This is a genomic window from Peribacillus suis (genome assembly GCF_059384845.1).
In genome coordinates this window covers 265,521-291,295 of sequence record NZ_CM182019.1, presented here as the reverse complement: position 1 = coordinate 291,295, position 25,775 = coordinate 265,521, and the positions used below count along the sequence as shown (strand labels likewise).

General features: G+C 40.7%; 22 protein-coding genes, 2 rRNA genes and 1 riboswitch. Of the genes, 3 read left to right on the top strand and 21 right to left on the bottom strand.

What is annotated here, in order from left to right; translation table 11 throughout:
• Positions 1–13: 13 nt before the first annotated feature.
• The 7 genes from AC503W_RS01460 to AC503W_RS01430 form a co-directional block, all read right to left on the bottom strand.
• Positions 14–1,474: a PH domain-containing protein gene (locus AC503W_RS01460; RefSeq protein WP_494915758.1), complete on the bottom strand. Its 1,461-nt coding sequence runs from the start codon at positions 1,472–1,474 to the stop codon at positions 14–16.
• Positions 1,467–1,940 (bottom strand): PH domain-containing protein, encoded by a 474-nt coding sequence (locus AC503W_RS01455; RefSeq protein WP_402959807.1) that lies wholly within the window; start codon positions 1,938–1,940, stop codon positions 1,467–1,469. The genes AC503W_RS01460 and AC503W_RS01455 overlap by 8 nt, the downstream gene beginning before the upstream one ends.
• Positions 1,941–2,156: 216 nt before the next feature.
• Positions 2,157–3,647: a degradosome RNA helicase CshA gene (gene cshA / locus AC503W_RS01450; RefSeq protein WP_402875995.1), complete on the bottom strand. Its 1,491-nt coding sequence runs from the start codon at positions 3,645–3,647 to the stop codon at positions 2,157–2,159.
• A 902-nt stretch (positions 3,648–4,549) separates the two neighbouring features.
• Positions 4,550–4,849 carry an STAS domain-containing protein gene (locus AC503W_RS01445; RefSeq protein ID WP_402959809.1) on the bottom strand — a complete coding sequence of 100 codons (300 nt, stop codon included), beginning with the start codon at positions 4,847–4,849 and terminating at the stop codon, positions 4,550–4,552.
• Positions 4,830–5,261 (bottom strand): ATP-binding protein, encoded by a 432-nt coding sequence (locus AC503W_RS01440; RefSeq protein WP_494915755.1) that lies wholly within the window; start codon positions 5,259–5,261, stop codon positions 4,830–4,832. The genes AC503W_RS01445 and AC503W_RS01440 overlap by 20 nt, the downstream gene beginning before the upstream one ends.
• Positions 5,236–5,562 (bottom strand): hypothetical protein, encoded by a 327-nt coding sequence (locus AC503W_RS01435; protein ID WP_402959813.1) that lies wholly within the window; start codon positions 5,560–5,562, stop codon positions 5,236–5,238. The genes AC503W_RS01440 and AC503W_RS01435 overlap by 26 nt, the downstream gene beginning before the upstream one ends.
• Before the next feature lie 26 nt (positions 5,563–5,588).
• Positions 5,589–6,950 carry a protoglobin domain-containing protein gene (locus AC503W_RS01430; RefSeq protein ID WP_407406208.1) on the bottom strand — a complete coding sequence of 454 codons (1,362 nt, stop codon included), beginning with the start codon at positions 6,948–6,950 and terminating at the stop codon, positions 5,589–5,591.
• A 178-nt stretch (positions 6,951–7,128) separates the two neighbouring features.
• On the opposite strand from AC503W_RS01430, the gene AC503W_RS01425 reads away from it, so the two are divergent.
• Positions 7,129–8,280: a PP2C family protein-serine/threonine phosphatase gene (locus tag AC503W_RS01425; RefSeq protein ID WP_402959817.1), complete on the top strand. Its 1,152-nt coding sequence runs from the start codon at positions 7,129–7,131 to the stop codon at positions 8,278–8,280.
• Between the two features lie 58 nt (positions 8,281–8,338).
• On the opposite strand, the gene AC503W_RS01420 is transcribed toward AC503W_RS01425, so the two are convergent.
• The 3 genes from AC503W_RS01420 to AC503W_RS01410 all read right to left on the bottom strand — a co-directional run bounded on the left by AC503W_RS01420 (position 8,339) and on the right by AC503W_RS01410 (position 11,886).
• Positions 8,339–9,718: a UDP-N-acetylmuramoyl-tripeptide--D-alanyl-D-alanine ligase gene (locus AC503W_RS01420; protein ID WP_402876005.1), complete on the bottom strand. Its 1,380-nt coding sequence runs from the start codon at positions 9,716–9,718 to the stop codon at positions 8,339–8,341.
• A 146-nt stretch (positions 9,719–9,864) separates the two neighbouring features.
• Positions 9,865–10,947 carry a D-alanine--D-alanine ligase gene (locus AC503W_RS01415; RefSeq protein WP_402876007.1) on the bottom strand — a complete coding sequence of 361 codons (1,083 nt, stop codon included), beginning with the start codon at positions 10,945–10,947 and terminating at the stop codon, positions 9,865–9,867.
• A gap of 156 nt (positions 10,948–11,103) precedes the next feature.
• Positions 11,104–11,886 carry a hypothetical protein gene (locus AC503W_RS01410; RefSeq protein ID WP_402876009.1) on the bottom strand — a complete coding sequence of 261 codons (783 nt, stop codon included), beginning with the start codon at positions 11,884–11,886 and terminating at the stop codon, positions 11,104–11,106.
• A 149-nt stretch (positions 11,887–12,035) separates the two neighbouring features.
• On the opposite strand from AC503W_RS01410, the gene AC503W_RS01405 reads away from it, so the two are divergent.
• Entirely contained in the window at positions 12,036–12,773 is a 738-nt protein-coding gene (locus AC503W_RS01405; protein ID WP_494915751.1) for a class I SAM-dependent methyltransferase, read from the top strand.
• Between the two features lie 69 nt (positions 12,774–12,842).
• On the opposite strand, the gene AC503W_RS01400 is transcribed toward AC503W_RS01405, so the two are convergent.
• The 8 genes from AC503W_RS01400 to AC503W_RS01365 form a co-directional block, all read right to left on the bottom strand.
• Positions 12,843–14,105 (bottom strand): cation:dicarboxylate symporter family transporter, encoded by a 1,263-nt coding sequence (locus tag AC503W_RS01400; protein ID WP_402876012.1) that lies wholly within the window; start codon positions 14,103–14,105, stop codon positions 12,843–12,845.
• Positions 14,106–14,278: 173 nt separating this feature from the next.
• A riboswitch (cyclic di-AMP (ydaO/yuaA leader) is annotated at positions 14,279–14,427 on the bottom strand.
• A gap of 174 nt (positions 14,428–14,601) precedes the next feature.
• The gene (locus AC503W_RS01395; protein WP_494915748.1) at positions 14,602–15,861 is read right to left on the bottom strand and encodes an efflux RND transporter periplasmic adaptor subunit; all 1,260 of its coding nucleotides are present in this window, start codon (positions 15,859–15,861) and stop codon (positions 14,602–14,604) included.
• Positions 15,862–15,874: 13 nt separating this feature from the next.
• Positions 15,875–16,537, bottom strand: coding sequence for a hypothetical protein (locus AC503W_RS01390; RefSeq protein WP_494915746.1), 663 nt, complete (start codon positions 16,535–16,537; stop codon positions 15,875–15,877).
• A 116-nt stretch (positions 16,538–16,653) separates the two neighbouring features.
• Complete coding sequence (locus tag AC503W_RS01385; RefSeq protein ID WP_402876018.1) at positions 16,654–17,556, bottom strand: diacylglycerol/lipid kinase family protein; 903 nt, start codon at positions 17,554–17,556, stop codon at positions 16,654–16,656.
• A 1,157-nt stretch (positions 17,557–18,713) separates the two neighbouring features.
• Entirely contained in the window at positions 18,714–19,445 is a 732-nt protein-coding gene (locus tag AC503W_RS01380; protein ID WP_494915743.1) for an ABC transporter permease, read from the bottom strand.
• Positions 19,442–20,176: an ABC transporter ATP-binding protein gene (locus AC503W_RS01375; RefSeq protein WP_494915741.1), complete on the bottom strand. Its 735-nt coding sequence runs from the start codon at positions 20,174–20,176 to the stop codon at positions 19,442–19,444. The genes AC503W_RS01380 and AC503W_RS01375 overlap by 4 nt, the downstream gene beginning before the upstream one ends.
• Positions 20,173–20,607 (bottom strand): helix-turn-helix domain-containing protein, encoded by a 435-nt coding sequence (locus AC503W_RS01370; protein ID WP_427592201.1) that lies wholly within the window; start codon positions 20,605–20,607, stop codon positions 20,173–20,175. The genes AC503W_RS01375 and AC503W_RS01370 overlap by 4 nt, the downstream gene beginning before the upstream one ends.
• A 261-nt stretch (positions 20,608–20,868) precedes the next feature.
• Positions 20,869–21,063, bottom strand: coding sequence for a hypothetical protein (locus AC503W_RS01365; protein WP_402876025.1), 195 nt, complete (start codon positions 21,061–21,063; stop codon positions 20,869–20,871).
• A 16-nt stretch (positions 21,064–21,079) separates the two neighbouring features.
• On the opposite strand from AC503W_RS01365, the gene AC503W_RS01360 reads away from it, so the two are divergent.
• The gene (locus AC503W_RS01360) at positions 21,080–21,556 is read left to right on the top strand and encodes an efflux RND transporter permease subunit (RefSeq protein ID WP_494915738.1); all 477 of its coding nucleotides are present in this window, start codon (positions 21,080–21,082) and stop codon (positions 21,554–21,556) included.
• A 4-nt stretch (positions 21,557–21,560) separates the two neighbouring features.
• Here the strand turns inward: AC503W_RS01360 and AC503W_RS01355 are convergent, their stop codons facing one another.
• The 3 genes from AC503W_RS01355 to AC503W_RS01345 all read right to left on the bottom strand — a co-directional run bounded on the left by AC503W_RS01355 (position 21,561) and on the right by AC503W_RS01345 (position 25,752).
• The gene (locus tag AC503W_RS01355) at positions 21,561–22,400 is read right to left on the bottom strand and encodes a tyrosine-type recombinase/integrase (protein ID WP_494915736.1); all 840 of its coding nucleotides are present in this window, start codon (positions 22,398–22,400) and stop codon (positions 21,561–21,563) included.
• Positions 22,401–22,638: 238 nt separating this feature from the next.
• Positions 22,639–22,754: ribosomal RNA gene (gene rrf, locus AC503W_RS01350) — 5S ribosomal RNA — on the bottom strand.
• Positions 22,755–22,818: 64 nt separating this feature from the next.
• Positions 22,819–25,752, bottom strand: a 23S ribosomal RNA gene (locus AC503W_RS01345).
• Positions 25,753–25,775: the final 23 nt, after the last annotated feature.

The window sequence follows — 25,775 nt, the reverse complement described above, 5'->3', positions numbered from 1 at the left end:
AATACGGAGTCGGCTACTTATTGTGCAGGTACCACTTTTCAATTAGATGGCAATCCTTATCTTCTATATCAACCACTGTACCCACTTGGGAGCTGATTCCTGACTTTATGGAAGCTGATATCGTCGCTAAATGGCTTCGCTTCTGGAAATATCCCTTTTTATATGTAAGCGATTGAATCCTGTTTCTTGGCATGATTAAAGTCTGCTTGGAGATTAAACGGCTGCTCAGTATCAATAAGTCCCCCTGGGTCTTCCACCCGGCCTCTATGAACTGCAAATAGGACCAAAGGAAGGCAAGTGGAATCAGTAATAAGGAGAAAAATCCCCATGTTCTGAAGAACCATATGAGGACCGCGATAATCGGGATGAATACGATTGCTTTGCGGATGACATAACGATAATAAGCACGTCTAGGCAAAGGCGTTATATCCACTACCGTTTCATAGCCTGGTAAAAATTCTTGGATTTTATCAGGCAAGTGTTTCTTTTTAATTAACGGAAAGAGCATGATGGAAAGACTTTCACGATCTTCCACACTTCCCCCAGCATACTCCAAATACACAGTGGCCAATCCCAATGGCTTACGTACGAGATTTTCCATGATCCGAATCCCCTGGACCTTGCGGATGGGAATCGTTAATTGTTTTTTCTCCAACAATCCCCTTGTAATAACAAGCTCCTCACCTGTCCTCAAAGCGGTGAAGTTGGCATATCTAATGACCATACTCACAGTGGCCAACACGTAAACGACCAATAAGCCCAAAATGGCAAAACCAGTTAGTATGACTGACCCGAGCCCGATATACTCTTCATAATTCTTGAAGATTTTTTCAAAAGGAATGATTTCATCGAACTGTGATATAAAAGCGATTCCACCGGATAAGAATACACCGATTGCCCCCGACGTTGCCGCCATAACAAAAAGTTGAGGCAACGCTTGCTTAAAAGTAGAGGAAGCCCTATCTTTTTCCACGACGTGTAAATCTTCTTCTGTACGTTCCCCTTCAAGGATGTCAGAAGAAGTTTTTTTCTTTTTCTCCTCAATAATTATTGTATTCAGCTGATTCGCTTCGCTTTTTCTAATGGCGGACAAAACGGCATCAGCCTGAGTGCCACCAGCCGTTTCGATATTCACTTTCACAAGACTGAATATGCGTTGGATAATCCCCTCTGAAATATCGATACTATGTATCCGGTCAAACTTAATATAACGCTTCTTCCTGATGAATACGCCGGATTCTATCCTGAGCTCCCCGGACTCTAACCGATATGTAAAGCGCAACCATTGTATGAAAGCACGAATAACGAGCAAGAGCACGACGACGCCGATAACTAATGGCTGGACCCATCCCGGGACATCATTATTTTGCCCTGGTAACACGATCACTATCAAGAATGGCAAAACCAACTCTTTTATCGATTTAATGATATTGAGAAGGACAGCAATGGGGTGAAGCCGTTTCGGTTCAAACATCTTCTTCCTCCACACTGGCCATCCTGGAAATATAGTGCCGTAATTCATCCGCTTCCGTTAAATCCAGAGCAGGTATAATATGCACCGTTGCAGCTGTGGATATTTCCACGGATGCCAAATCATACTTCCTTAATAAGGGGCCTTGCTTTGTTTCAACATGCTGTACCCGAATCATCGGGATGAGGGTCCTTTTAATCACAAAAATCCCACTTTGGATATCAATCTCCGTATTTCGCACGTCATAACGCCATCTTTTCCAGCGTAAAGAAGGAATCAAAAATACGGTCAGGTAACATTGAACGAAAGAGAAGATAAGCAACGCTCCAAAGATCCAATAAGTCCACCCTTGAATGATCGTCAGCACTAAAATGACCAAGCTCAAAACCCAAATGATTGAACAGCCAATAAGCCCACTGAATTTCCAAGCAGTCAGTGCCTTATCGGATATGAGGCTTTGAGGTTCCATAGTACCCTCCTTTTCCGATTTAAAATGAATGCTCTTGTTATTCCACACATTGGTGTGCATCCAATTTGATATACCTCATTGTACAGAATTCAAACTTTTCTTACAACTACCTCATTCATTTAATTCTATTTATTACAAAAACATCCACTTAAATACTTTATTGAATAAAAAATAAGCCGCTCAGATGAGCGACTTATTTATCGAAATTCATTTCAATTAATTGCTAGATTTTTCTCTTTTTTGGCTTGTGCTACGGTTGCCATAGCCATTAGATTTACGGTTCGAGCTAGGACGTTTATTTGCCCCGCTACCGTAATCTTTTCTGCCTGAAGAACTACGTCCATTACGCGGTCTGTTAGACGAACTGCTTCCACCACGGTTACGACGCATTGAAGGAGATTCTTCAGTTAATTTAATTGGAGTTTGATCCGGTTCTTTCGTCATTGACTTAAGCATAGCTGCAACTAAATCAGCTGCACTGTGTTGTTTCAATAACTCTTCAGCTTGACCAAGGTATAACGATAAATCGTCATTCTCGATTGCAGAAAGAACTTTCTCCGTTACTGCTTTTTGTTGCCCTTGCAACGCTTCAGTTGAAGTAGGAGTTTTCATTCTCTCCATACGTTTTCTAGTTGTATGTTCAACTGCTTGAAGTTGCCCTCTTTCTCTTGGTGTTACAAATGTGATTGCAATACCATGTTTACCGGCACGTCCTGTACGACCGATGCGGTGAACGTAACTTTCTGGGTCTTGAGGAATATCAAAGTTGTATACATGTGTTACACCGGAAATATCAAGTCCACGAGCGGCTACGTCCGTAGCTACAAGGACATCAAGATTTCCTTCTTTGAATTTCTTCAATACAGAAATACGCTTCGCTTGGCTAAGGTCACCGTGAATTCCTTCAGCACTATAGCCACGGATATTCAATGCAGAAGACAATTCATCGACGCGACGTTTTGTACGTCCGAATACGATGGCAAGTTCTGGTGTTTGGATATCGAAAAGACGTGCTAATGTATCGAATTTTTCACTTTCTCTTAATTCCAAGTAGTATTGTTCGATGCGGTCAACAGTCATCTCTTTCGCTTTTACACGAACAAGAACTGGTTCATGCATGAAACGTTCTGCAATTTTACGGATTGGGTCAGGCATTGTAGCTGAGAAAAGCAATGTTTGTCTTTCATCAGGAACCGTTGAAAGGATAGACTCGATATCCTCAATGAATCCCATGTTAAGCATTTCATCCGCTTCATCAAGGACTACAGTGTGAACTCCACCTAATTTGATGTTTTTACGTTTGATATGATCTAACAGACGACCAGGTGTACCAACGATGATATGTGGTTTTTTCTTTAAGGCACGGATTTGACGGTCGATGTCTTGTCCTCCGTACACTGCTAATACACGAGCGCGCTTTCCGTAACCAAGTTTGAAAAGTTCTTCAGAAACTTGAATGGCAAGCTCACGAGTAGGTGCAATAACAATCCCTTGCACATTTTCGTTGGCAATATCGATGTTTTCCATCAATGGAATACCGAATGCTGCTGTTTTACCTGTTCCCGTTTGCGCTTGACCAATAATATCTTTACCTTCAAGTGCTAGAGGAATCGTTTGGGCTTGAATCGGACTCGCTTCTTCAAATCCCATTTTTTCTATTGATTTCATAGACGTTCTATCTAAACCTAATTCGCTAAACAATGTCAATGTTTTCGTACTCCTTTTTATATCGTAAATTTACACGTGCATTCAATGCACGAATTGATTAGTTCAAATCCTCATCATCATGACAGATGTTCTACTTTATTCTTATGAAAAAGTTTATCATTATCACCTAAAAGAATATCTACCTTTTAGCTCTAATGAACTCAATATGATTTTTTAAAAAGGAAATATACCAGTACTTGCGTTTCACTGGCATTTAATGCATTGCGCACGTGTAGACTTATTTTTAACATACGCCCATCTTTTTAAAAGTGCATGTAACCAAAATTAAATTCAAAATGGAAAATTAAAAGTAGCATAAACGGTTATTCACCGTTTTATTTCAGGTGAGGGCTGCTGCACCTATTATTCCACAGACTTAAAAGTCTGTCTGAATAAAACTTGACGAGCGCCAAGATTCTTATACAAAACAGGCCCGGTGCGTTGAGGATGTGCAGAAGTGGAAAGACGCTAAATGCAGCTTATTTCCCTATTAGCTACTAAAGCCACTGTGGTACGCAGCTTTTATATATGACCAGACGCGCGGCCTATTTAATCTAAAATAATCTCAAAAAACCTCATGAAAAACATGAAAGAAGAAACAATATGTTGCCTCAACCTGATTAATCTAATTAATTATTCATCAATGATAAGACATTTAAACTCATACTTCATATTACCATTTTCAAACTGTTATTGCAATAAAGGATATTTTCGTATCCATCGTTACTTATAAAGAATACGGCGGGAAGCCGACATGTCAAATATCCATTTCCCCCAAAAACAATAGTCTTGATACCCATTCATCGGGTTTTTCTCCTAGAAGTGAAATAAGGAACGATGCCCAACCGATTCCGAAATAAAAAAAATCCGGGTACCCATATGGTACCCGAACTCCTTCCCATTTAGACCAATAAAACGAATTGTTCGATTTTACAAATGGACAATATCTTTTTCACAGGCTTCGTTGCACCCGTCATTTCTATTTCCAAGTTTGCGGATAATGGATATAACCATTTAACGAGGAAACTAATGCCGGTGCTATCAATAAATTTCACTTGTGATAAATCGATTTGAAGGCGATCTATATTATCCGGAACCTGGAAGGTATTCAATAGCCTTTCAAGATAGGACGAGTTCTCATAATGAATATCACTTAAGATATGCACATTAAACGTATTTTGATCAATATGGACATGAAGCATGCGCGCCCACCACCTCTTTCACATTAAATACCGCTGTAGCTCTTTTTCCTGCATCATCAAAGGAAAACTCACATAATTGCTGGATCAAGTATAAGCCCCTGCCCCCTTCATTACTCACATCGGGGCATTCCATCTTCCTATAGCTCTCCCAATTAAACCCTCCAGCAAATGAATGAATTTTTATGGAGATTCGCTCGAAGGCTTCTTCCTCAATCTCTAGATCTGCTTTATCCTGACCTTCATGTTGTATAATGTTCGATAAAAGTTCCCAAATCACTAATTTCACATTAAAGAACAAAAATTCAGAGCTATCCTTTACCTTAAACATTTCAAATTCCTGCATGATTTCATTTACAGTCTGGGCGAGCGTTTTCACATTCAACTGTCTAACCTGGATTTTTTTTATTGGCATTTTGAATCTGCTCCAAAGTTTTTGAAAGATATGGATGAATATAATCTTCCTGATGTTCTAATCGGTAAAACTGGCTCCAGACTGAACCTATTATTGCTTTTGTTTCTAAAGTATTTTCTTCCACGCATCGATCGATTTGCAACAGCCACAACTTTATCGAAAGCCTTTCCTCGGGACTGTTTGGCAATTCCCCCAAGTCAATTCGAATAATCTTTTCATTCGCCTGTTCTAAAAGAACTTGTGTCATTTCATACGTTGATGCATACGTTTTCCCTTCAAATTCCAGGTACCCTTTCATCATAGGTCACCTCTTTAATTTAGTATCCATTAACCCTTGAACTTCTGCGATAGTTCAATATTCAACGAACTCAATTGCTCAGCCATCTCTGATATTTGGGAAGAAGCCGATGTGAGTTCCTCAAACGTTGATCTAAATTCTCCAATTTCTCCGCCCAAATGACTGATTTTCCCGTCGCTCTCTTTCACGCTTCTTACCGAATCATCCAGGATATCTATGATTTCTTTATTTACATGTCTAAAGAATCTCGCTTCATCCACGATACTTTGAAAACTCTCATCAAATTTCATCACCGTCTTCTGGACTGATGCCACCTGTTGTTGAATGGAATCAAGTGATAGCTCGGTTTTGCGGGCAAGGTTTCTAACTTCTTGTGCGACTATAGAGAAACCTTTTCCGTGTTGGCCTGCTCGAGCTGCTTCAATCCCTGCATTTAGCGATAGAATATTGGTTTGATTAGATAGGGTGCGTATCGTCTGTACCACTTGCCCAATATGTAAGGAGTCCTCATTCAGTTCCTCTGTTAAGTTCTTAACTTTTTCGATTAAGTCCACGACATCATCGACTTTCTTCAAAGCCTTCGAGACATTGCCTTTTCCTGCTTCAACATGATGGATCATCGCTTTTGACCCAGTATTAATTTCATCAATATCTTCGAGCATGCTTTGGACCCGAGTATCCCGTTCGGCTAGCGAAGCCATGGTTTGTTTCGCACTGGATGCCAATATGGATGAAGAATCGTTCAAACGGTATTGAAGCTCCTCAATCTCATTTAGCTTCATCATGGAGGATGTATAAGACTTTATATATGTCTGGATCGCAATTTGCATATCGAATGAACAAAGCTTTTGAAATGAGTAATAATAATCCTGGGCTTCTTGCCAACTATCACACTCACGGGTCAGCATCTGCAGGACCTCATGCTGAATGATGGTAAAGGCACCGATATACCACTCTGGGAAAAGACCTATCCGGTTATGCACACTACCAATAACCTTACGTCGTACCACGTACTTCTCCCCGACGTCCCCCGAAACCATATCCAGAATATATTTCTCTAATGTCTGCTTTAACCTATGAATAGTGGAATGTTCCTGAATGATCATGGTTAGGTTGGGAATTTCCGAAATGCGAGCATAAAAAGCGTCCACTATCTTTTCAACGTTCTTTTCCATAATAGGCTTTAGACTCATAAGTGTCGTAATATCCTGTTCTTCCAAATTCACAAACATAAGCTGAAGAGCATTCTTTCCCTTTTCAATTTCCGAGAATATAGGTGCACGAGTCGGAGTAGATCCTATTTTAATGGGGACTGTAGGATGCTTCTCTTGTTTCTTCAATGATTCCTTATTTTTCAAACTAAATAATGATGTAAATGGACACCCACTCAACTGTATTTCCCCTTCCCCTCATAAGACTTTATACCTACCATATTTTACATTATAACCCAAAAAACCCGCAGTAATATCAACAATATTATGAATTCTTGTGCAAAAAAAGCATGAAATGTGTCTTTGTATAGTATAATAGTCCTGCATATGCACAACCTAACAAATATCAGGGGGTTATATGAATATATATACGTTGGATATCCCAGAATGTAGAGACTTTAGCCTTGTATTACAAACACTAGACAAGAAAGTCATTTTTTTAGAAGACCCGGTAGGACAACAACATCTGTTTCGAAATAAGACGGACTTATTGCAATCCTTATTCATCCTACCTTTATACCTTTCGAGAGACTCCTCCCAACAAACCGCCTTGTTTGCTTTAGCCGAGTCTTATGAGATACCCATACTATTCATATATAAGCGTTCAAAAAAGTTAAAGGATCCACAGACCTTACCCAAAAAAACGATTTATGAGTCGATGGCCTTCCCTGCAGACCCAGTGGAGATTAAGCTGAAATTGAAAGCTCTTCAGAATATTAGCATGCAGTTATACTCAACGAAGATGAAGGAACAGGAACTAGTAAATATCGGACTTAAAGTTAAGCAAAACTTGCGTGTAGCTCAAAACTTTCAACAGCTTGTCCTTCCTACATCCATACAAAAGAAAGATATCGAAATCCAGGGGCTTTTCCAGCCATCAAGTGAGCTGTCGGGGGATTTATTTTACTGGCAGGAGGTCGAGGACGGGAAATACGGGTTCATCATCATCGATGTTTGTGGAAAAGGAATTCAAGCCGCACTCATCAGCATGTCTATCCGCTCTTTAATGCCTGGGCTTATCAAGCGTGTAAAAGACCCCACCTTCATTACGAAAGAACTGAACAAGCATATGGGCCATCTGTTCCAGGAGTATCAAAAGGAAAATACGAATGCCCCATACTTTACGGCCTTCATTGCTTTTGTGGATACGGCCGCTCGAATTATTGAATATGTTAACAATGGGCATCCTCCTGCAATGATGTATTCCCCTTGCAATAATGAATTGCAAATTTTAAGTAATGGCTCGATGCCTATAGGTCTTGTACCAGATATGCCTATAGAAAAAGGGTCCATTCACTATGAAGCTGGGAGTCGTTTCGTTATATATACCGATGGACTTTCTGAGTCTCCCAGTAACCATACCATTCATAGATTCGATAAGATTGAACAGGAGTTTATAGATAATGTCCACTTAGATACATCAGATCTTCTTCATGAATTATTACTCTCCAGGATGAAGCATTCCGAAATCAATGATGATATCTGCATCATTGCTGGTACCTTGTTTTAAGCCTCCAATAGAGAAAGAGCCGATTTCATAATGAAATCGGCTCTTTTTCTATTTCTCATCATTTTTGCAAGGCTTTTACGACTTCTTCTAACTTCATGCCTCTTGAAGCTTTGACCAAAATTAAATCATGGGCATCAGTAGAAGTCTGTAGCGCTTCTATTAATTGTTGTTTATCTTGAAAAGATTGAACATTCTCAGCTGCAAATGTTTTACGTGCACCCTTAGCAATATAATCGGCAAGCGGTCCATATGTAAAGACCTTATCAATTTGATCAACCGCTATCAGTTCACCTATTCTCAAGTGGAAATCTTTTTCGCTTGCTCCTAACTCCAACATATCTCCAAGTACAAGGATTTTATTCCTAAAACCGGATAGACCTTCAATCAGCTCAATTGCTGCCTTGACGGAAGTGGGGCTGGCATTGTAAGCATCATTAATGATTTTCTGCCCATTTATGCCTTCGACCATCTCCATCCTCATGTTTGTAAGGCGAATGGCTTCTAAGCCCTTATGGATGGATTCGTTACCTATATTCAGTTCTTTTGCGGCAAGAATGGCAGCCAATGCATTGAGCACGTTATGCTGACCCAAAACCGGGATTTGATAGTCACCTTGATTCTCTCCACCAAGTGTAAACGAGGTACTGTCTGCCTCTTGGGTAATCGTCAATGGGAACAAGTCATTCCGCTCCGTACGTCCGAAGGATAGGACACGTAAATGGGGGAATTGCTTTTGAATCCGGCTTTCCAGCAAAGGTTCGTCACCATGGTAAATAAGCGTTCCGCCCTGTGGCAATCCCTCCACGATTTCTAGCTTCGCATTGGCGATTTCTTCTCGCGAGCCTAAATCCAACAAATGCGATTCGCCTATATTTGTAATAATGGCTACATCTGGTTTTGCTAGCTTGGATAAAAATTCGATTTCCCCACGACTACTCATGCCCATTTCTAAAACGGCTGCTTCTGTTTCCTCATCCATGGATAGGATAGTAAGTGGTAATCCAAGATGATTATTGAAGTTACCATTCGTCTTATGGACTTTATAGGTAGTGGCCAGCAGGGCAGCCGTCATATCTTTCGTAGTGGTTTTACCATTGCTCCCCGTTATTCCAATGACTTTAATATTCAATTGGTCCCGATAAGCGCGTGCCAATTGCTGTAATGCCTTTTCAGTATTTTCCACAAGGATGATTGGTAAATCAGTAGGTGGATTCGGAATATCCTGCTGCCAAAAAGAAGCGGATGCTCCCTGCGCAATGGCACTTCTGACATATTGATGGCCATCGACTTGCTCTCCCTTTAACGGAACGAACAAGCATCCTTTCGTAACCGCTCTTGAATCGATGGTTACACCATGAATTTCAATGGGTTCAAATACCTTACTATCGTTCAATCCATTTACCATCTCAGATATTTGTCTCAACGTTCTCTTTATCACTTTCGTTCCTCCTTCGTTCATCAAACTAAATCTTCCATTTTCTTTACAACCAAACTAAGCAGCAATCGGCATGGAGAACCGATTCCTGCTTGCTAGAGTAAGTCCTGCGTATAATTGAAATACAGGAACCCACTTTACATTACCGCTTACACTGTATATTTAATTTGTTGTTTTTCTTCATAGCGCTCTAAAGCAAGCTTCACAAGTTCTTCTATTAATTGTGGATATTCAAGACCCGTGTGCTTCCATAATAGCGGAAACATGCTGAATGGCGTAAAGCCAGGCATCGTATTCACTTCATTGATATAGACCTTTCCATCTTTCGTCAAAAAGAAATCGGCCCGGACGAGTCCGGAACAGTCCAATGACTTGAAGGCTGTGATTGCCATTTGAGATAAAGCTTTGTATTGACTTTCCTCTATTTCGGCAGGTATGGCCATCGCTGAATTTCCGTCGACGTATTTAGCTGAATAATCATAGAAGTCAAAGTCTGTCTTAGGAATGATTTCTCCTGCCACAGAACAAGATGGGGTATCATTCCCGATCACGCCAAACTCCACTTCACGGGCGATGACTCCTTCTTCAACGATGATTTTCCGATCGAATTGAAATGCTTCTGCGACTGCCTTCTTCAACTCATTAGCATTATTACATTTGCTGACTCCTACGCTTGAGCCTAAATTAGCCGGTTTTACAAAACAAGGGTACCCACATACTTCTTCCACCTTCTCAATGGACCGTTCTGTGTTACTCTCCCATTCCGAGCGGATGAACCATGTATAGTTAACTTGCGGTAATCCCGCCTGTGCAAAAATATTTTTCATGATGACCTTATCCATCCCTGCGGATGAGGCCAGTACCCCATTTCCCACATAAGGAAGATTCAACAGCTCAAGCATCCCCTGTACTGTTCCATCTTCGCCATTCGGTCCATGTAGAAGAGGGAAAATGACATCATACCCCGTGGACCCACTATTTTCATCAGTTAAATGGGCTTGCAATGACAAAGGAGAAGTCAATTTATCGGATGATAAAGCCAATTCCTCGACGGATTTTGCCGGACCAGTCAACTTTGGACCATTTACCCAAGAACCTTCTTTTGTTATGTAAATCGGATATATGTCAAACTTTGCTAAGTCGAGAGCTTTAATGACTGCTAAAGCTGTCTGCAAAGAAACATCATGTTCCGCAGATTTCCCACCATAAAGCAAACCAAGTTTAGTTTTCATGAGTTATTACCCTCCAATATTCTTTTAACCATGTTCCATTGTAACACTTTACACTAAAACGGGAAAAGTGAAAGTTCCCCCTTCTATAGCTATAATTAGAAGTTTATGCACCTAGTTGCAAGTCCTACGACCCAAACCCTTAATTAGCTAAAGAAGTTATTTATATAGCGTCGTGTTGATAACGCTCTCCCAAACCTTTTCTTTACGATGAAAAGTAATGAAGGCATCAGGTCCTTGTTCTTTTCTATCTAAGAAATCATCATGCATCTCATCCATGTTCAAATAATCTCCCACGATCCATGCTGGGATCTCGATTTTGGTCCTTGTAATCTTCACATGTCTAAAAGAAAAAACTATACCTTCTGCCAATATTGGAGCCAGAGAAGAAATAATATCCAAAGGAATTGCCGGCAATTCTTTTTTCTTCCTCATTCCTAACCATGTTCTTTCCACTTTCAATGGTTCAAGCTTTAACGGAAGTAAATTTCCCAGCATCTTATAGTACGTTGAAATCGAACGAAAGTAAATTTTATTAAACCATCCATCATCTTGGGCCAGATAGACAAATTGATTATTCAGTTTGTGAAAGAAAGGGGGTTCTAAGTGATTTTTGGTATGCCCCACATATAAGAGTTCCGCTAATTCCCTGCCGTCCAGTTCTTCTAGACAATCTGCTTCCTTAAAATCGACCCAACAGAAATCCCCATATGCACGAACATCCTCTTTAAGTAGCTTATAAACATTCTCAGATGACACGCTCTCCAGCAAGACATTCAAATCGTACTCCCCACCATCATATTGATGTTTCAATAATAAGATGGAATTCAAGCTATGCGGTAAGGAATAGGAGAATTCTCGAAAATTAAGGCCATTAAAAAGGACAAATCTTTCGGAAGCCTGCATATGCATATATAAGATGTCATTACCTTCATTTTTCATGATTATATTCCCTCCGAGCCTTTCATCAATAGTTCTATTTTATCAAACTTTTTAATATTCACGAAGTGTATATAAAATAGTAGTAAAAATAAGAAACTAGACAGGCAGTAATTTCCATATTATAGTAAAAATAAAGGCTTGGAGGATGAATGATTGATAAAATAGAAAAAGACGATTTCATCAATCACTTGCAGGAAGACGCTGTCGCCGATTCATCAAAAAATTGGGGTCTTTGGGAACTCGAAAAATTTGCATTCGATAAATACTTTCATCAAGCCGACTCCATCCTTGATATTGGATGCAGTACAGGGAGGACGACCTTTGCTCTATACAAGAATGGGTTTCATCATATAACCGGACTGGACCCTTCACCCTCCAAGATTCAAGAAGCCCGGAAGTTTTCACAAGATGAAAATATGGAGATTCCATTCTTTCTTGGGAATGCCACGGAAATCCCTTTCAACGACTCGTCATTCGACCATGCACTCTTTTCCTTTCATGGTTTAATGAAAATCCCTCAACGAAAAAACCGCATTCTCGCTTTGAAAGAAATCAAACGCATACTTAGACCAGGAGGCCGTTTCCTATTCACCACACCGATTCGCGACAGTAATGAAAGGTATCTTAATTTTTGGGAACAGGAAGAAATGATTTGGTGTGATAGTAAACAGGATGAACGGCTATATGAGTTCGGTGATATCTTCACAAAGGGAAAGTCTCACCAAGAAGAGGCCTATCTCCATATCCCGAGTCAGCAGGAAGTCCTTGATTGCCTAGAAGAAGCCCAACTGACTGTTTTGGAAACCATTCACCAAGATTCATTTAATGAAAGCGTTATGGCTATGAACTTTTCCCCTGACTCCCATTTCTGGATCGTCCATCAATAAGTTGTTTTCGACTTTCATCTGAATACAAAAAAACTCCAGAGTGCAATCACCCTGGAGTTTTGACTTATATTAAGAAGCCTGTTCGAGTTTTCCTTTTTCGGCAGGAGGGTTGAATTGACCTTCCCACTTGGAAATAACGATGGCTGCTAAAGAGTTACCAATAACGTTTACTACAGTACGACCCATATCAAGGATACGGTCAATACCTGCTATGAAGGCAAGTCCTTCAATTGGGATGCCCACCGTACCTAATGTTGCTAAAAGTACAACGAAGGATACGCCCGGTACACCGGCAATTCCTTTAGAGGTAATCATCAACACTAACATTAGCGTTATTTGCTCATAAGCACTTAGATGTATGCCGTACATTTGAGCAATGAAGATGGCTGCTAAAGCTTGGTATAATGTGGAACCATCTAGGTTGAATGAGTAACCAGTCGGAATAACAAAAGAGGTGATATGTTTTGGACAACCGGCTTTCTCCATCTTCTCCATGATTCTTGGAAGAACCGCTTCTGAACTTGCTGTGGAAAATGCTAAGATCAATTCTTCTTTCAAAATGGCAATTAACTTAAAGATACTGAAGCCTACAAATTTTGCAATGAGCCCCAGGATGACAACTACGAAGAAAATCATCGTTCCGTATACGGAAAGGGCTAACTTTCCTAATGGGATTAGTGATGATAAACCGAATTTAGAGATTGTCACACCGATTAGTGCAAATACCCCAATCGGAGCAAATTTCATAACCATATTGGTTAGATTGAACATACCTTCCGCCGCACCTTGGAAGAAACGGAATACTGGTACTCCTTTTTCACCGATAGCTGCAATGCTTAGTCCAAACAAGACTGAGAAGAAAATGATTGCAAGCATATCGCCTTCTACCATTGCTTTAATCGGATTAGATGGGACAATATGAACGATTGTATCTATAAAGGATTCGTGTTGCTTAGTTTCTGCTGTGTCAACATAAGTGGAAATATCCGTTTGTTCAAGCTCACCCATATTTACGCCCGCGCCAGGCTGAATAATATTGGCAGATAATAAACCTACGCCTATTGCAACTAGTGTTACTACTATAAAGTAGGATAGTGACTTGGCACCTAATTTCCCTACTGATTTAATATCGCCCACGCCTGCAACTGCAACAATAAGGCTAGAAACGATAATTGGAACGACAATCATTTTAATCATACGTAGGAAGATATCACCTAATGGTTGTAGATAGCTTTGTGCCGTCTCACTTCCATAAAATATAGCACCTACGATAATTCCTAGAATTAAACCAATGAATATTTGGCTTGCTAAACTCAGTTTGAATTTCTTCATTTAATTTCCTCACCTTCCATATAGTCTTTGATGTAAAAACATTTGTCTCGGTAAGGGAAACAAGATACTAATAAAAAGAGAAAAATTTTTCTGTATATTGAAAAACTTCTATCCTTACGCTTAAAAAAAAGACACCCTACGTGTCATTTTCCCTATTGGCGTGTTATTCACACATGTTCCCTCGAAGACGCTTACGGGGTTAGCTGTCGGGTTAGGAATCGGAAACACAATGGCCCTTTCATCTCTGAATTCACCCCTAGCGAATATAATCCGCAAAATTGGTTCCCCCGTTCTTTTTTATAAGATTAAGCGAGCTAACTTATATTAAAATATTATACTAAAAATATTAATCTGTAAATATATTTTCTTTCCCACACTAGAAAGTACAGTGGTGGATTCAGAATATTAAGTGCTACGTGGGTTTACACTTATTGTTTAAATAGGTAATTAGTTTTAACAGTAAAAAAATTATGGCCATTTTTGATTTAACTGAAAATTATTTTTCCAAAAATCCTAGTAAAATGTATCTAACTTTTTCCCTTTTGGATAGTTTCTTAAAAGTTGCAGAGTGAACCTTGTCCAATTTGAGCGGGGTAATGAAGTAAGAGTGGTTCTTCACTACCTTTTTCGGTTCTAAAAGGATGACATCTCCCACTGCTGGACCTTTAAGCATCTCTTGCTTCCCTTTTGCTTGAGCCCCTTTTGTAAAGTATTGTCGGTTCAAATGCCCCTTATTGGTCATTTTATAGACATGCGGCTGCTTCCGTTCATGTATCGCTTCTGTTGGAACAGTCGGGACTCCCGTCTTCACATTCGTTATAACGGTAAGGTCGACCTTTGAACCGTCTAATAGCGCTTCCTTATTCTCTGCTTCCGTTACAATTTCCGCTTCGAATGTATAGCGATTTTCATCCTTTAGGGTTGGCTCTTCTTTGGGATAAGGATGTATACGGCTGATGGTTCCGCCCAATCTCTTTTTCAAATCAGGAGAACTAGCTTTTATCTCCATCCCTACCTCTGCCTTCTTTAACTCTTCTTCAGAGAAGGAACCTTCGATGGCCATTTCTGTCGAAGCAATTGAAATAATCGGATTCGTTAAATTTTTATTGATCTTCTTCACGACACCATCCGCTTCACTTGTCGTCTCCACGGCATTGGTTTGCATCTCAATTGAGCTTAATTGTGCTTCTAGCATGACCACTTTTTCCTTCAAGCTACTTTTTTCAAGTTCCTGCTTGTACATCTCCTGCTCAATATTACTTTTAATTAAGTCTGAGGAAGAAGTGGTGATGTCTATATTTAGGTTCTTTTCTACTGTCTCATCGATAACCGTTTTGTTTGAATCCAGGGCCAGACCACTTTGATAAGCTTTCAACTTATTTATGTACTCATCAATTCCGACGATTTCTCCTTCGGTTGCGGCCTTTTCCGCTTCCAAATTATCTTTTAGTGCATCCAGTTCGGTTGTAGTGTATTCAAACAGGGATGTTCCAGCCGTTACCTCGTCCCCTTCGTGAACCAGGAATTTCTGAAAATCATTGTTTTTAGCATCAAAATAAACATCATATTCTTCTGCCGGTTTAAAGATTCCCTTTGTTTGAAATGTTTCAGTTATAGTATCTTTCTTAACTTGTGTCCATCTTTCGGTAAAAACGGTCCGTTCCACTTTACTGTCTTTTTTTTCAATCAAGTAAATATTACCCGATATCAAGGCCAAAGATGCTACTGATAGGGCTGCTAATTTCCACTTTTTCATTTTTCTCACCGCCTTATACGAATACGCCAACTTGTAGATATGCTAAAAATGCTTTAGCAAACCACGAGGCAATATAAAATAGAATGATCATTGATAAGACAAAGGCCTTGCTTCGTTCCGTATATACCTTCAAATAATAATATTGTAAAGAAATGATTAAAATTTGAAAAATGGTGATTTCACTAAAAAAATGAATAAAGTAATCGCTTCGAATGAAGTACTGGCTGATGACTCCAAGTGAAAAGGGGTTGGCATCATGCCCAATATCCATCAAAACAAAAAGGGGAATTAACAAAACCTTCTCCAGTAAGAGCAAACTAAACGTAATCATTTGAACAATCACGGTTTTTATGTATGGGATATCCAATACTACCCAAAAGAATAAAGAAGCTAAACAGATATAAATAGAAGGATAAAACAATCCTGCAATCATATTTCCAATTACAATCAGTAACTTTCCCGTTTCAAATTCACTTACATCCATCTTCGTAATATTTTTAGAAAATGATTCTGAACCAATTCCAAAATATCCACTTACTGAAAAAACTAAGACACTAAGAAAATATAATCCTATTAATTTCCAGAAAAGTCGTGTGACCGCTTCCGCATTTTGCAATTGGTAACGGCTTCTTTGCGGTTCAAAAATACCCTTTAACAATCGGACCTGGTATATCATGTATGTTCCTCCTGCAAAAAATGAAATATCATTTTATATTTTATCTTATTTTGTAAACAAATGCAGAAATAAGGAGGAATAAATATAAATATATACTCTTAATGCGTCTGATTCTGTTATACTCCTGAGCTAGGAGACAAAAAAGCAAGATGATGTTTCAGAACTTCTATCTGTGTAGGCGTCTGATTATAAATCTCTCCATCCATATCGACTTCGAGAGGTAATTCGGTTTCCACCTTCAATTTTCTTGCCTGGACATACATGACACCTGACTCTGAGCTGACACTTTCAGTCAACGAACTCTTCATGGCTAAGATCTCCCTAAATACACTTAGGCTCGATTCTTTCACGATGACGATATCAAACAGCCCATCGTCTGGCTGGACCATTGAAAAAGGCATTGAATTCGTTCCGATAAAATTACCATTCAAGACTAAAATCATGACAGCTTTTCCTTCGACACACGTTTCATCATATTCGACTCTAAAAGGAAACGGTTCTTGATCGCCTATCGTTCTAATTGCACTTAAAAAATAACCAATCTTCCCGAATTTACTTTTTTCTTGTTCATCTATATTGTTTGACGTATCGGTAATCAGTCCAATACCCCAAAAATTCAAAAGGTAATGATCGTCCGCCTTCCCCACATCGATCATACGGACATTTCCGTTCACTATAGTTTCCGCCGCACGACGGATATTTTGAGGTATTTCCAAGGTTCTGGAGAAATCATTGCACGTCCCTCCAGGTAATATTCCCAAAAGCGGTCGATGTTCGAGTGGAGAAAGACCATTCACACATTCATGCACCGTTCCATCTCCTCCCAGAACGAATACTACGTCCATACCTTCTCCATATTCCGAACAAAACTTGTCAGCATCACCCTTTTCCTTGGTCTGAAGAATAAGAAATTCATCAATTTGGGGTGTCAGAATAGGGAGACATTCCTCTAATGCCTTTTCCACCTTACTATTTCCTGCACATTCGTTATAGATCAGCATTCCTTTTTTCCATCTCATATCCTGTTCCCCCCCGTTTAATGAATAGCTACGCTTCCCTTTACTTTTTCCTTTTTTCCTCCTTTTAAAACTCAATCATGAATAGTTGAAGCAATTAAATTATTAATATGAAGAAAGACGTATAAAAAATAAAAAAAGAGGCGGCAGCCCCTTCCAAAACGTCATGAGTGTATATGCAAATGATCTTTCATTAATATGATGAGCTTGGAACAAAGGGTACTTCTGGTCTCGTCCTTTTCCAGATAAAGCAAAAAACCTTCCAAGATGACACCATTTGGTCTTTTTTTAAAAAGACCTCTCTAATCACCTCTAAAGCCTCTGTATCTTTACCAGTCCTATATCCTGCTCCATCCCCCGACTTCCTCCTTAAGAGTTTATCTATCGTCAGGTCAATCTCCGCTTTAGGGTCAAGTACATACGCTGAACAGTCAGGTCCAGGTAACTGATTCAATAAAGGATCGTCGCCCTTCATTAACCCCTCTATGATTGAATCTAACCAATTCAATAAGAAAATTGGCAACATACTTATGCTTATGGGGATTATGTTATCTGGGTTTATTTCCTCATAATTAATGTTTACCTTGCAAGTAGCTAAAAAAAGGTGTTTTTCCATTCCTAATTGAATAGTTAGTATATGAACGTTATAAGGGGATATTAAAATGGTAAAAATACTTAGAAAAAGCGCTATATATAGTTTTTTTTATGGGAATAGGTATAGGAATTTTATTTGTAAGGTATGAACAAGTTACACGAGTGAGTTTTGATGTGACTGAAACATCCTATTTGTCTACCATGGAATACATAATTATCTTGCTTAAATATGGTGTAATAACAGCTATACTTGGTTTGTTATTTGGATGGTATAGATATAATAAGCAAAAAAAAGCTGTTTAAGATGTTCATAAAACGGTACATTAGGTAATTCCGTTATTAACTTCACCAGGTACTGATACCGAAGAAAGGCGAGCAATCAACCCAATCAAAAAATTCATTAATAATGGGTTTTGCTTCCATTCATTACTGCTTTAAGCTTGAGCGGGGTTTTCTTAAGTAAATTTTAAGATACCATGTAAAAAGTGAGGCAGTTTGTCATGGAGGAAAGTGCTAAACAAACCCGAAAATTAATTTTTCTGGGTTCTTTGCTTTCTTTATTATAATTATTCTGCCTGCATTTTCTTTTTAAACATTGCAATTGCTACTACCGATATGATGATGGCATAACCAAGCACCCACCAGATATGAGGGGAAATATCACCGTATTCACCAGTAAGAGCAGCTTTTCCCATTTCGACTGCATGAACAAATGGTAAAATAAATGCAACGTCTTTGAATAGGCCACCAATCAGGTTTAAGTCAATCCATGCGCCCGAAAGCCATGCAGATAAATTGGTCAGTAGTGCTCCACAAATACCTACAGCTGCTCTTTCACTTAACAGCGTTCCACATAATAGCCCAATCCCTATAAAAATAATTGATGTTGGAATGAGTAAAGCTAGTGCCACAATCATAGAAAGAGAGATGGCTAACCCCATAAACATCGCAACAATATAACAAAAAATTCCCTGTACAATCGACATCATTAGTAAAGGTAAAGAATAGCCCATAATAAAATCTGTTGATGTCATAGGTGTTGTGAAAAGCCTTGTTAAAAATGAGCTTGCTCGGTCTTTCGATAAAACTTGTGCGGCAAAGAGAGCCATAAAGGATAGACCAAATACCGCGATACCAGGAGTTAGTGAATAAACATTAAAAAGATCAACTGGAATGCTACGATTAATTGCGGATAACAGCAGTAATAACACAACCGGGAAGCCGATTCCAAAAAAGAGTGATAGTGGGTCCCTTAAAATTTCCTTTGTCGTTCTGTTTGCAAATACGAGCATTCTCATTGGATATCACCTTCCGTTACAAAATACACAAATGCATCCTCAAAGCTCACTGTGTTAGCCTTTTCAATAAGCTCTTGAGCCGAACCAATTGCTTTAATTTGCCCGTCTTTCATAATGCAAATACGGTCAGACAATGCCTCTGCTTCCTCTAAATAATGCGTCGTTAATATAATGGTTGTTTTTTCCTTCAGTTTTTTTATTAAAGCCCAAAGTTCACGGCGTCCGATAATATCTAATCCAAGTGTCGGCTCATCTAAAAATAAAATCCGCGGCTCACTAATTAAAGCCATAGCGATGCTCAATTTGCGTTGCCAACCACCTGATAATGTTTTGCTGCGTTGCTTTTCAAAAGGCTGCAATGAAAACTGAGCAATCATTTCATCAATTATTATCCTTGTTTTCTCTTTATTAAAGCCGTGTACTCCAGCCATTAACTCTAAATTTTCACGTACCGTTAGATTGGGTGCAATCGCCGTCTCTTGTGGGGATACCGCAATCGCAGTACGTACTTGCTCTGGCTCATTTATAATACTTTTCCCTAACAATGTTGCATCTCCGCTCGAAGGCTTTGTTAGACACGAAAGCATTTTAATCAATGTCGTTTTTCCTGCACCATTAACACCAAGAAGGCCAAATAATTCCGTTTCTTGAATTGAAAAAGAGACGTGGTCAACAGCATTTTTAGTACCATATGTTTTCGTTAGGGAGTTGATTGTAATAGCGTTGTTCATTTATCTTCCTCCTGTTTAAAATTTTGGTTTACCATATTGAAAAAGCTACTCAACATTTGTTCAGGTACAATCGCAAGACCACGCTCTTCATCCCCCAAGATAATTAGCGTATCCCCTGGATTTAATTGAAACAGTTCCCGTGCTTTTTTAGGTATAACAATTTGTCCTCGTTCACCTAGTGTGGCTGTACCAAAAAAATGCTTTCCTTTCGGTGGTACACCGAAGCCATTTTCTTGTTGTTTAAAACGAACAAGATTATCTAATGTAACATTGTAAAGCTTCGCGAGCTCCATACAATATTGGATATCGGGTGTAGAGTCCCCTTTTTCCCATTTGGCTATCACCTGTCGAGACACATTTAAACGTTCTGCTACTTCTTCTTGTGTAAGTTGATGCTGTATACGCAATGCTTTAATATTCATATTAATCATTTTTTTCATACCTCCAAATTATATTATCAACAAATTTACAGGCAATCGTCTACCTACATTTATTTACTTCATTGTTACGATTCGTAGCAAAAATAAAACATATACAAAATAAGGACCCGATGAGTGCGAATGTATGGCATTTTTTCCGAAGAAAGGCGAGTGATCAACCCAATCAAAAAATTCATCCTATAGTCAATTACCAAATGTTATTAGTCTTTCCCAAAATAATATAGATGTTTTGCACACTCGTAAAATCATGCTTCATCGACTTTTCAGCTCCTTCATAATGGTTTGGATAATGTGCTCATCTACGCCATTGAAGAAAGTTATTTCAGCTTCAGCTGTTTTAATAACACAGCCTAGTACAGCAGTGTATTCAGAAGAATGAAACGAAGTAGTTTCAGTTGGAAAAGGATCGAGTTTTACTGGAACAATGGTTAATTTGTTTGTGGACATAAGGATGGCACCTCCTTTGATTGATACGTTTATCGTACCGAAGGTGCCTGGCGTTTTATATGCGTTATTTGATTACGGGCTTACGTTTAAGAGACCAAGGAATTGTTCCTTTTTTAGTACGTTTTTGGCTTCTTCTTCAGTAATACCGATAATGGGGATTATGGTAACCAACGCCATCGTATTGGTCGATCGTGTACTTAAAAACGAAGAAAACGGCCTCTCGACTCACGAAGCTGGGTCAACCCGTCCGATCTTGATGACAGCCTTGTCCACGATTAGCGCATTGATTCCTCTCGCAATTGGCACAGAAGGAAGCGACCTTATTTCACAAGGAGTTGGCATTACCGTAATGGATGGACTAGTGAGCTTTACATTGCTTACCTTACTTATCGTTCCGGTCGTATACGAAGCAATCATGAAATTGGGTAAAAGGGAGAAGGCAGTGAAAACAAAAAAAAGAAACGAGTTTCCCCGTTCCCTTAAGATTTATTGAACATTTAGTTTTTAGTAAAGGTTTGATCTATTGCGTTTTCCAGGTTCAATGATTTTTCTTTTAAGTAACGCTTCGTCACGTTTAAGTCCTTATGGCCTGCTAGCTTGGAAACAGTTTGTATATCAATACCATTATCCACTAGTCTCTGGCAAAATGTATGACGTAATTTATGTGGGTGTACATTGTATTTTTTTAAAATGTATTGTACCGACCTCGGCGTGATTCTTTGATTATAGCTTGAGATAAACAATGGGTCTGCTTTTTCCTTCAGTGAACAGAGATAGGTTCTCACATACTGCACTGCTAAATCTGTTAGCGGAACGGTTCTGTCAATTTCACCTTTTGCATTCCGGACAAGAATATAATTCCGATTGCCCTCCATGATAACATCACTTCCATTTAAATCACATAGCTCCGAAACACGAATGCCAGTATGTAACAAAAGATAAACAATGGCGACATTCCTAGAATTTCCTTCTGCCTCTATATCCTTCAAAAGAGCTTCTTGATCTTTGATGCTTAGTGACTCAGGTGCTTCATTTTTAGATTCCTTTACCTTACGCTCAACAGAAAGCATAATTTGTGGCTTCGCTAAAAATTTAAAGAAGACATTCAAAGCATTATAATGCTTTTCTATTGTCCCTGGACTTTTCTTGCAATTTTCTAAATAATCAAGATACATTTGAACATCCTCAGAATTAATTTCCCTTAGTACCTTTTGTGTCTGTTCACAAAACTGAGAAAGAACACCTGTATACGTTTTAATCGTATTAGCTGATTTCCCTTGGTCTTCCAACCATCCAGCAAATGAAGAAATCATTTCATCTTTAGCAGAGGTATCCATAGGCTATTCCCCCAATGACAGTTTCAGAACTAAGTTAAGTTTAACATATTTCCTTATAGAAACGAAGAATTCTGCCCCCTAATCTCCTAACGTCTGTGAGAAGCCCGGATGCGCATGCTAAAAAAGAATGGTAGGAGATATCATCATATTGCAGCAATACTCTCATTTTTCAAATGTATCTTTCACGTCTTGGAAAATCAACACAAAAAAGGCCAGCCTAGTGGCTGACCTTGAAATGGCTTGGCGGCGTCCTACTCTCACAGGGGGAAACCCCCAACTACCATCGGCGCTGAAGAGCTTAACTGCCGTGTTCGGAATGGGAACGGGTGTGACCTCTTCGCTATCGCCACCAAACATATCAGGAACGTTGTTCCTTCAAAACTAGATAATATCAGAAGGTGTTCATCTTTTTAAAGCGTTGGTTAAGTCCTCGATCTATTAGTATCAGTCAGCTCCACATGTCGCCACGCTTCCACCTCTGACCTATCAACCTGATCATCTTTCAGGGATCTTACTAGCTTGCGCCATGGGAAATCTCATCTTGAGGGGGGCTTCATGCTTAGATGCTTTCAGCACTTATCCCTTCCGCACGTAGCTACCCAGCTATGCCTTTGGCAAGACAACTGGTACACCAGCGGTGCGTCCATCCCGGTCCTCTCGTACTAAGGACAGCTCCTCTCAAATTTCCTGCGCCCGCGACGGATAGGGACCGAACTGTCTCACGACGTTCTGAACCCAGCTCGCGTACCGCTTTAATGGGCGAACAGCCCAACCCTTGGGACCGACTACAGCCCCAGGATGCGATGAGCCGACATCGAGGTGCCAAACCTCCCCGTCGATGTGGACTCTTGGGGGAGATAAGCCTGTTATCCCCGGGGTAGCTTTTATCCGTTGAGCGATGGCCCTTCCATGCGGAACCACCGGATCACTAAGCCCGACTTTCGTCCCTGCTCGACTTGTAGGTCTCGCAGTCAAGCTCCCTTGTGCCTTTACACTCTGCGAATGATTTCCAACCATTCTGAGGGAACCTTTGGGCGCCTCCGTTACTCTTTAGGAGGCGACCGCCCCAGTCAAACTGCCCACCTGACACTGTCTCCCACCCCGATAAGGGGCGCGGGTTAGAATTTCAATACAGCCAGGGTAGTATCCCACCAACGCCTCCACCGAAGCTAGCGCTCCGGCTTCTCAGGCTCCTACCTATCCTGTACAAGCTGTAACAAAATTCAATATCAGGCTGCAGTAAAGCTCCACGGGGTCTTTCCGTCCTGTCGCGGGTAACCTGCATCTTCACAGGTACTATAATTTCACCGAGTCTCTCGTTGAGACAGTGCCCAGATCGTTACACCTTTCGTGCGGGTCGGAACTTACCCGACAAGGAATTTCGCTACCTTAGGACCGTTATAGTTACGGCCGCCGTTTACTGGGGCTTCGGTTCAAAGCTTCGCTTGCGCTAACCTCTCCCCTTAACCTTCCAGCACCGGGCAGGTGTCAGCCCCTATACTTCGCCTTGCGGCTTCGCAGAGACCTGTGTTTTTGCTAAACAGTCGCCTGGGCCTATTCACTGCGGCTTTTCTGGGCTATTCACCCTAAAAAGCACCCCTTCTCCCGAAGTTACGGGGTCATTTTGCCGAGTTCCTTAACGAGAGTTCTCTCGCACACCTTAGGATTCTCTCCTCGCCTACCTGTGTCGGTTTGCGGTACGGGCACCTTACATCTCACTAGAGGCTTTTCTTGGCAGTGTGGAATCAGGAACTTCGGTACTATATTTCCCTCGCCATCACAGCTCCGCCTTAATGGAAACGGGATTTGCCTCGTTTCCGGCCTAACTGCTTGGACGCGCATATCCAACAGCGCGCTTACCCTATCCTTCTGCGTCCCCCCATCGTTCAAACGATGTATAGGTGGTACAGGAATATCAACCTGTTGTCCATCGCCTACGCCTTTCGGCCTCGGCTTAGGTCCCGACTAACCCTGAGCGGACGAGCCTTCCTCAGGAAACCTTAGGCATTCGGTGGAAGGGATTCTCACCCTTCTTTCGCTACTCATACCGGCATTCTCACTTCTAAGCGCTCCACCAGTCCTTACGGTCTGACTTCAACGCCCTTAGAACGCTCTCCTACCATCGACACCATACGGTGTCAATCCACAGCTTCGGTGATACGTTTAGCCCCGGTACATTTTCGGCGCGGAGTCACTCGACCAGTGAGCTATTACGCACTCTTTAAATGGTGGCTGCTTCTGAGCCAACATCCTGGTTGTCTAAGCAACTCCACATCCTTTTCCACTTAACGTATACTTTGGGACCTTAGCTGGTGGTCTGGGCTGTTTCCCTTTCGACTACGGATCTTATCACTCGCAGTCTGACTCCCAAGAATAAGTATTTGGCATTCGGAGTTTGACTGAATTCGGTAACCCGTTGGGGGCCCCTAGTCCAATCAGTGCTCTACCTCCAATACTCTCATCTTGAGGCTAGCCCTAAAGCTATTTCGGAGAGAACCAGCTATCTCCAGGTTCGATTGGAATTTCTCCGCTACCCACACCTCATCCCCGCACTTTTCAACGTGCGTGGGTTCGGGCCTCCATTCAGTGTTACCTGAACTTCACCCTGGACATGGGTAGATCACCTGGTTTCGGGTCTACGACCTCATACTCATTCGCCCTATTCAGACTCGCTTTCGCTGCGGCTCCGTCTTATCAACTTAACCTCGCATGAAATCGTAACTCGCCGGTTCATTCTACAAAAGGCACGCCATTACCCATTAACGGGCTTTGACTACTTGTAGGCACACGGTTTCAGGATCTATTTCACTCCCCTTCCGGGGTGCTTTTCACCTTTCCCTCACGGTACTGGTTCACTATCGGTCACTAGGTAGTATTTAGCCTTGGGAGATGGTCCTCCCTGCTTCCGACGGGATTTCTCGTGTCCCGCCGTACTCAGGATCCACTCAGGAGGGAACGAAGTTTCAACTACAGGGTTTTTACCTTCTTTGACGGACCTTTCCAGGTCACTTCATTTACCCCGTTCCTTTGTAACTCCATATTGAGTGTCCTACAACCCCAAGAGGCAAGCCTCTTGGTTTGGGCTACATTCCGTTTCGCTCGCCGCTACTCAGGAAATCGCTATTGCTTTCTCTTCCTCCGGGTACTTAGATGTTTCAGTTCCCCGGGTCTGCCTTCAATACCCTATGTATTCAGGTAGAGATACTGTTCCATTACGAACAGTGGGTTTCCCCATTCGGAAATCTCCGGATCAAAGCTTACTTACAGCTCCCCGAAGCATATCGGTGTTAGTCCCGTCCTTCATCGGCTCCTAGTGCCAAGGCATCCACCGTGCGCCCTTTCTAACTTAACCGTTAAAAAGATCTTACTGATGCT

What these genes read in the sequence shown, in the direction of transcription:
- AC503W_RS01460 (WP_494915758.1), bottom strand. Translation starts at nt 1,474, where the DNA reads ATGTTTGAACCGAAACGGCTTCACCCCATTGCTGTCCTTCTCAATATC.
- AC503W_RS01455 (WP_402959807.1), bottom strand. Translation starts at nt 1,940, where the DNA reads ATGGAACCTCAAAGCCTCATATCCGATAAGGCACTGACTGCTTGGAAA.
- AC503W_RS01445 (WP_402959809.1), bottom strand. Translation starts at nt 4,849, where the DNA reads ATGCTTCATGTCCATATTGATCAAAATACGTTTAATGTGCATATCTTA.
- AC503W_RS01440 (WP_494915755.1), bottom strand. Translation starts at nt 5,261, where the DNA reads ATGCCAATAAAAAAAATCCAGGTTAGACAGTTGAATGTGAAAACGCTC.
- AC503W_RS01435 (WP_402959813.1), bottom strand. Translation starts at nt 5,562, where the DNA reads ATGATGAAAGGGTACCTGGAATTTGAAGGGAAAACGTATGCATCAACG.
- AC503W_RS01425 (WP_402959817.1), top strand. Translation starts at nt 7,129, where the DNA reads ATGAATATATATACGTTGGATATCCCAGAATGTAGAGACTTTAGCCTT.
- AC503W_RS01415 (WP_402876007.1), bottom strand. Translation starts at nt 10,947, where the DNA reads ATGAAAACTAAACTTGGTTTGCTTTATGGTGGGAAATCTGCGGAACAT.
- AC503W_RS01410 (WP_402876009.1), bottom strand. Translation starts at nt 11,886, where the DNA reads ATGAAAAATGAAGGTAATGACATCTTATATATGCATATGCAGGCTTCC.
- AC503W_RS01405 (WP_494915751.1), top strand. Translation starts at nt 12,036, where the DNA reads ATGATTGATAAAATAGAAAAAGACGATTTCATCAATCACTTGCAGGAA.
- AC503W_RS01400 (WP_402876012.1), bottom strand. Translation starts at nt 14,105, where the DNA reads ATGAAGAAATTCAAACTGAGTTTAGCAAGCCAAATATTCATTGGTTTA.
- AC503W_RS01395 (WP_494915748.1), bottom strand. Translation starts at nt 15,861, where the DNA reads ATGAAAAAGTGGAAATTAGCAGCCCTATCAGTAGCATCTTTGGCCTTG.
- AC503W_RS01390 (WP_494915746.1), bottom strand. Translation starts at nt 16,537, where the DNA reads ATGATATACCAGGTCCGATTGTTAAAGGGTATTTTTGAACCGCAAAGA.
- AC503W_RS01385 (WP_402876018.1), bottom strand. Translation starts at nt 17,556, where the DNA reads ATGAGATGGAAAAAAGGAATGCTGATCTATAACGAATGTGCAGGAAAT.
- AC503W_RS01380 (WP_494915743.1), bottom strand. Translation starts at nt 19,445, where the DNA reads ATGAGAATGCTCGTATTTGCAAACAGAACGACAAAGGAAATTTTAAGG.
- AC503W_RS01375 (WP_494915741.1), bottom strand. Translation starts at nt 20,176, where the DNA reads ATGAACAACGCTATTACAATCAACTCCCTAACGAAAACATATGGTACT.
- AC503W_RS01370 (WP_427592201.1), bottom strand. Translation starts at nt 20,607, where the DNA reads ATGATTAATATGAATATTAAAGCATTGCGTATACAGCATCAACTTACA.
- AC503W_RS01365 (WP_402876025.1), bottom strand. Translation starts at nt 21,063, where the DNA reads ATGTCCACAAACAAATTAACCATTGTTCCAGTAAAACTCGATCCTTTT.
- AC503W_RS01355 (WP_494915736.1), bottom strand. Translation starts at nt 22,400, where the DNA reads ATGGATACCTCTGCTAAAGATGAAATGATTTCTTCATTTGCTGGATGG.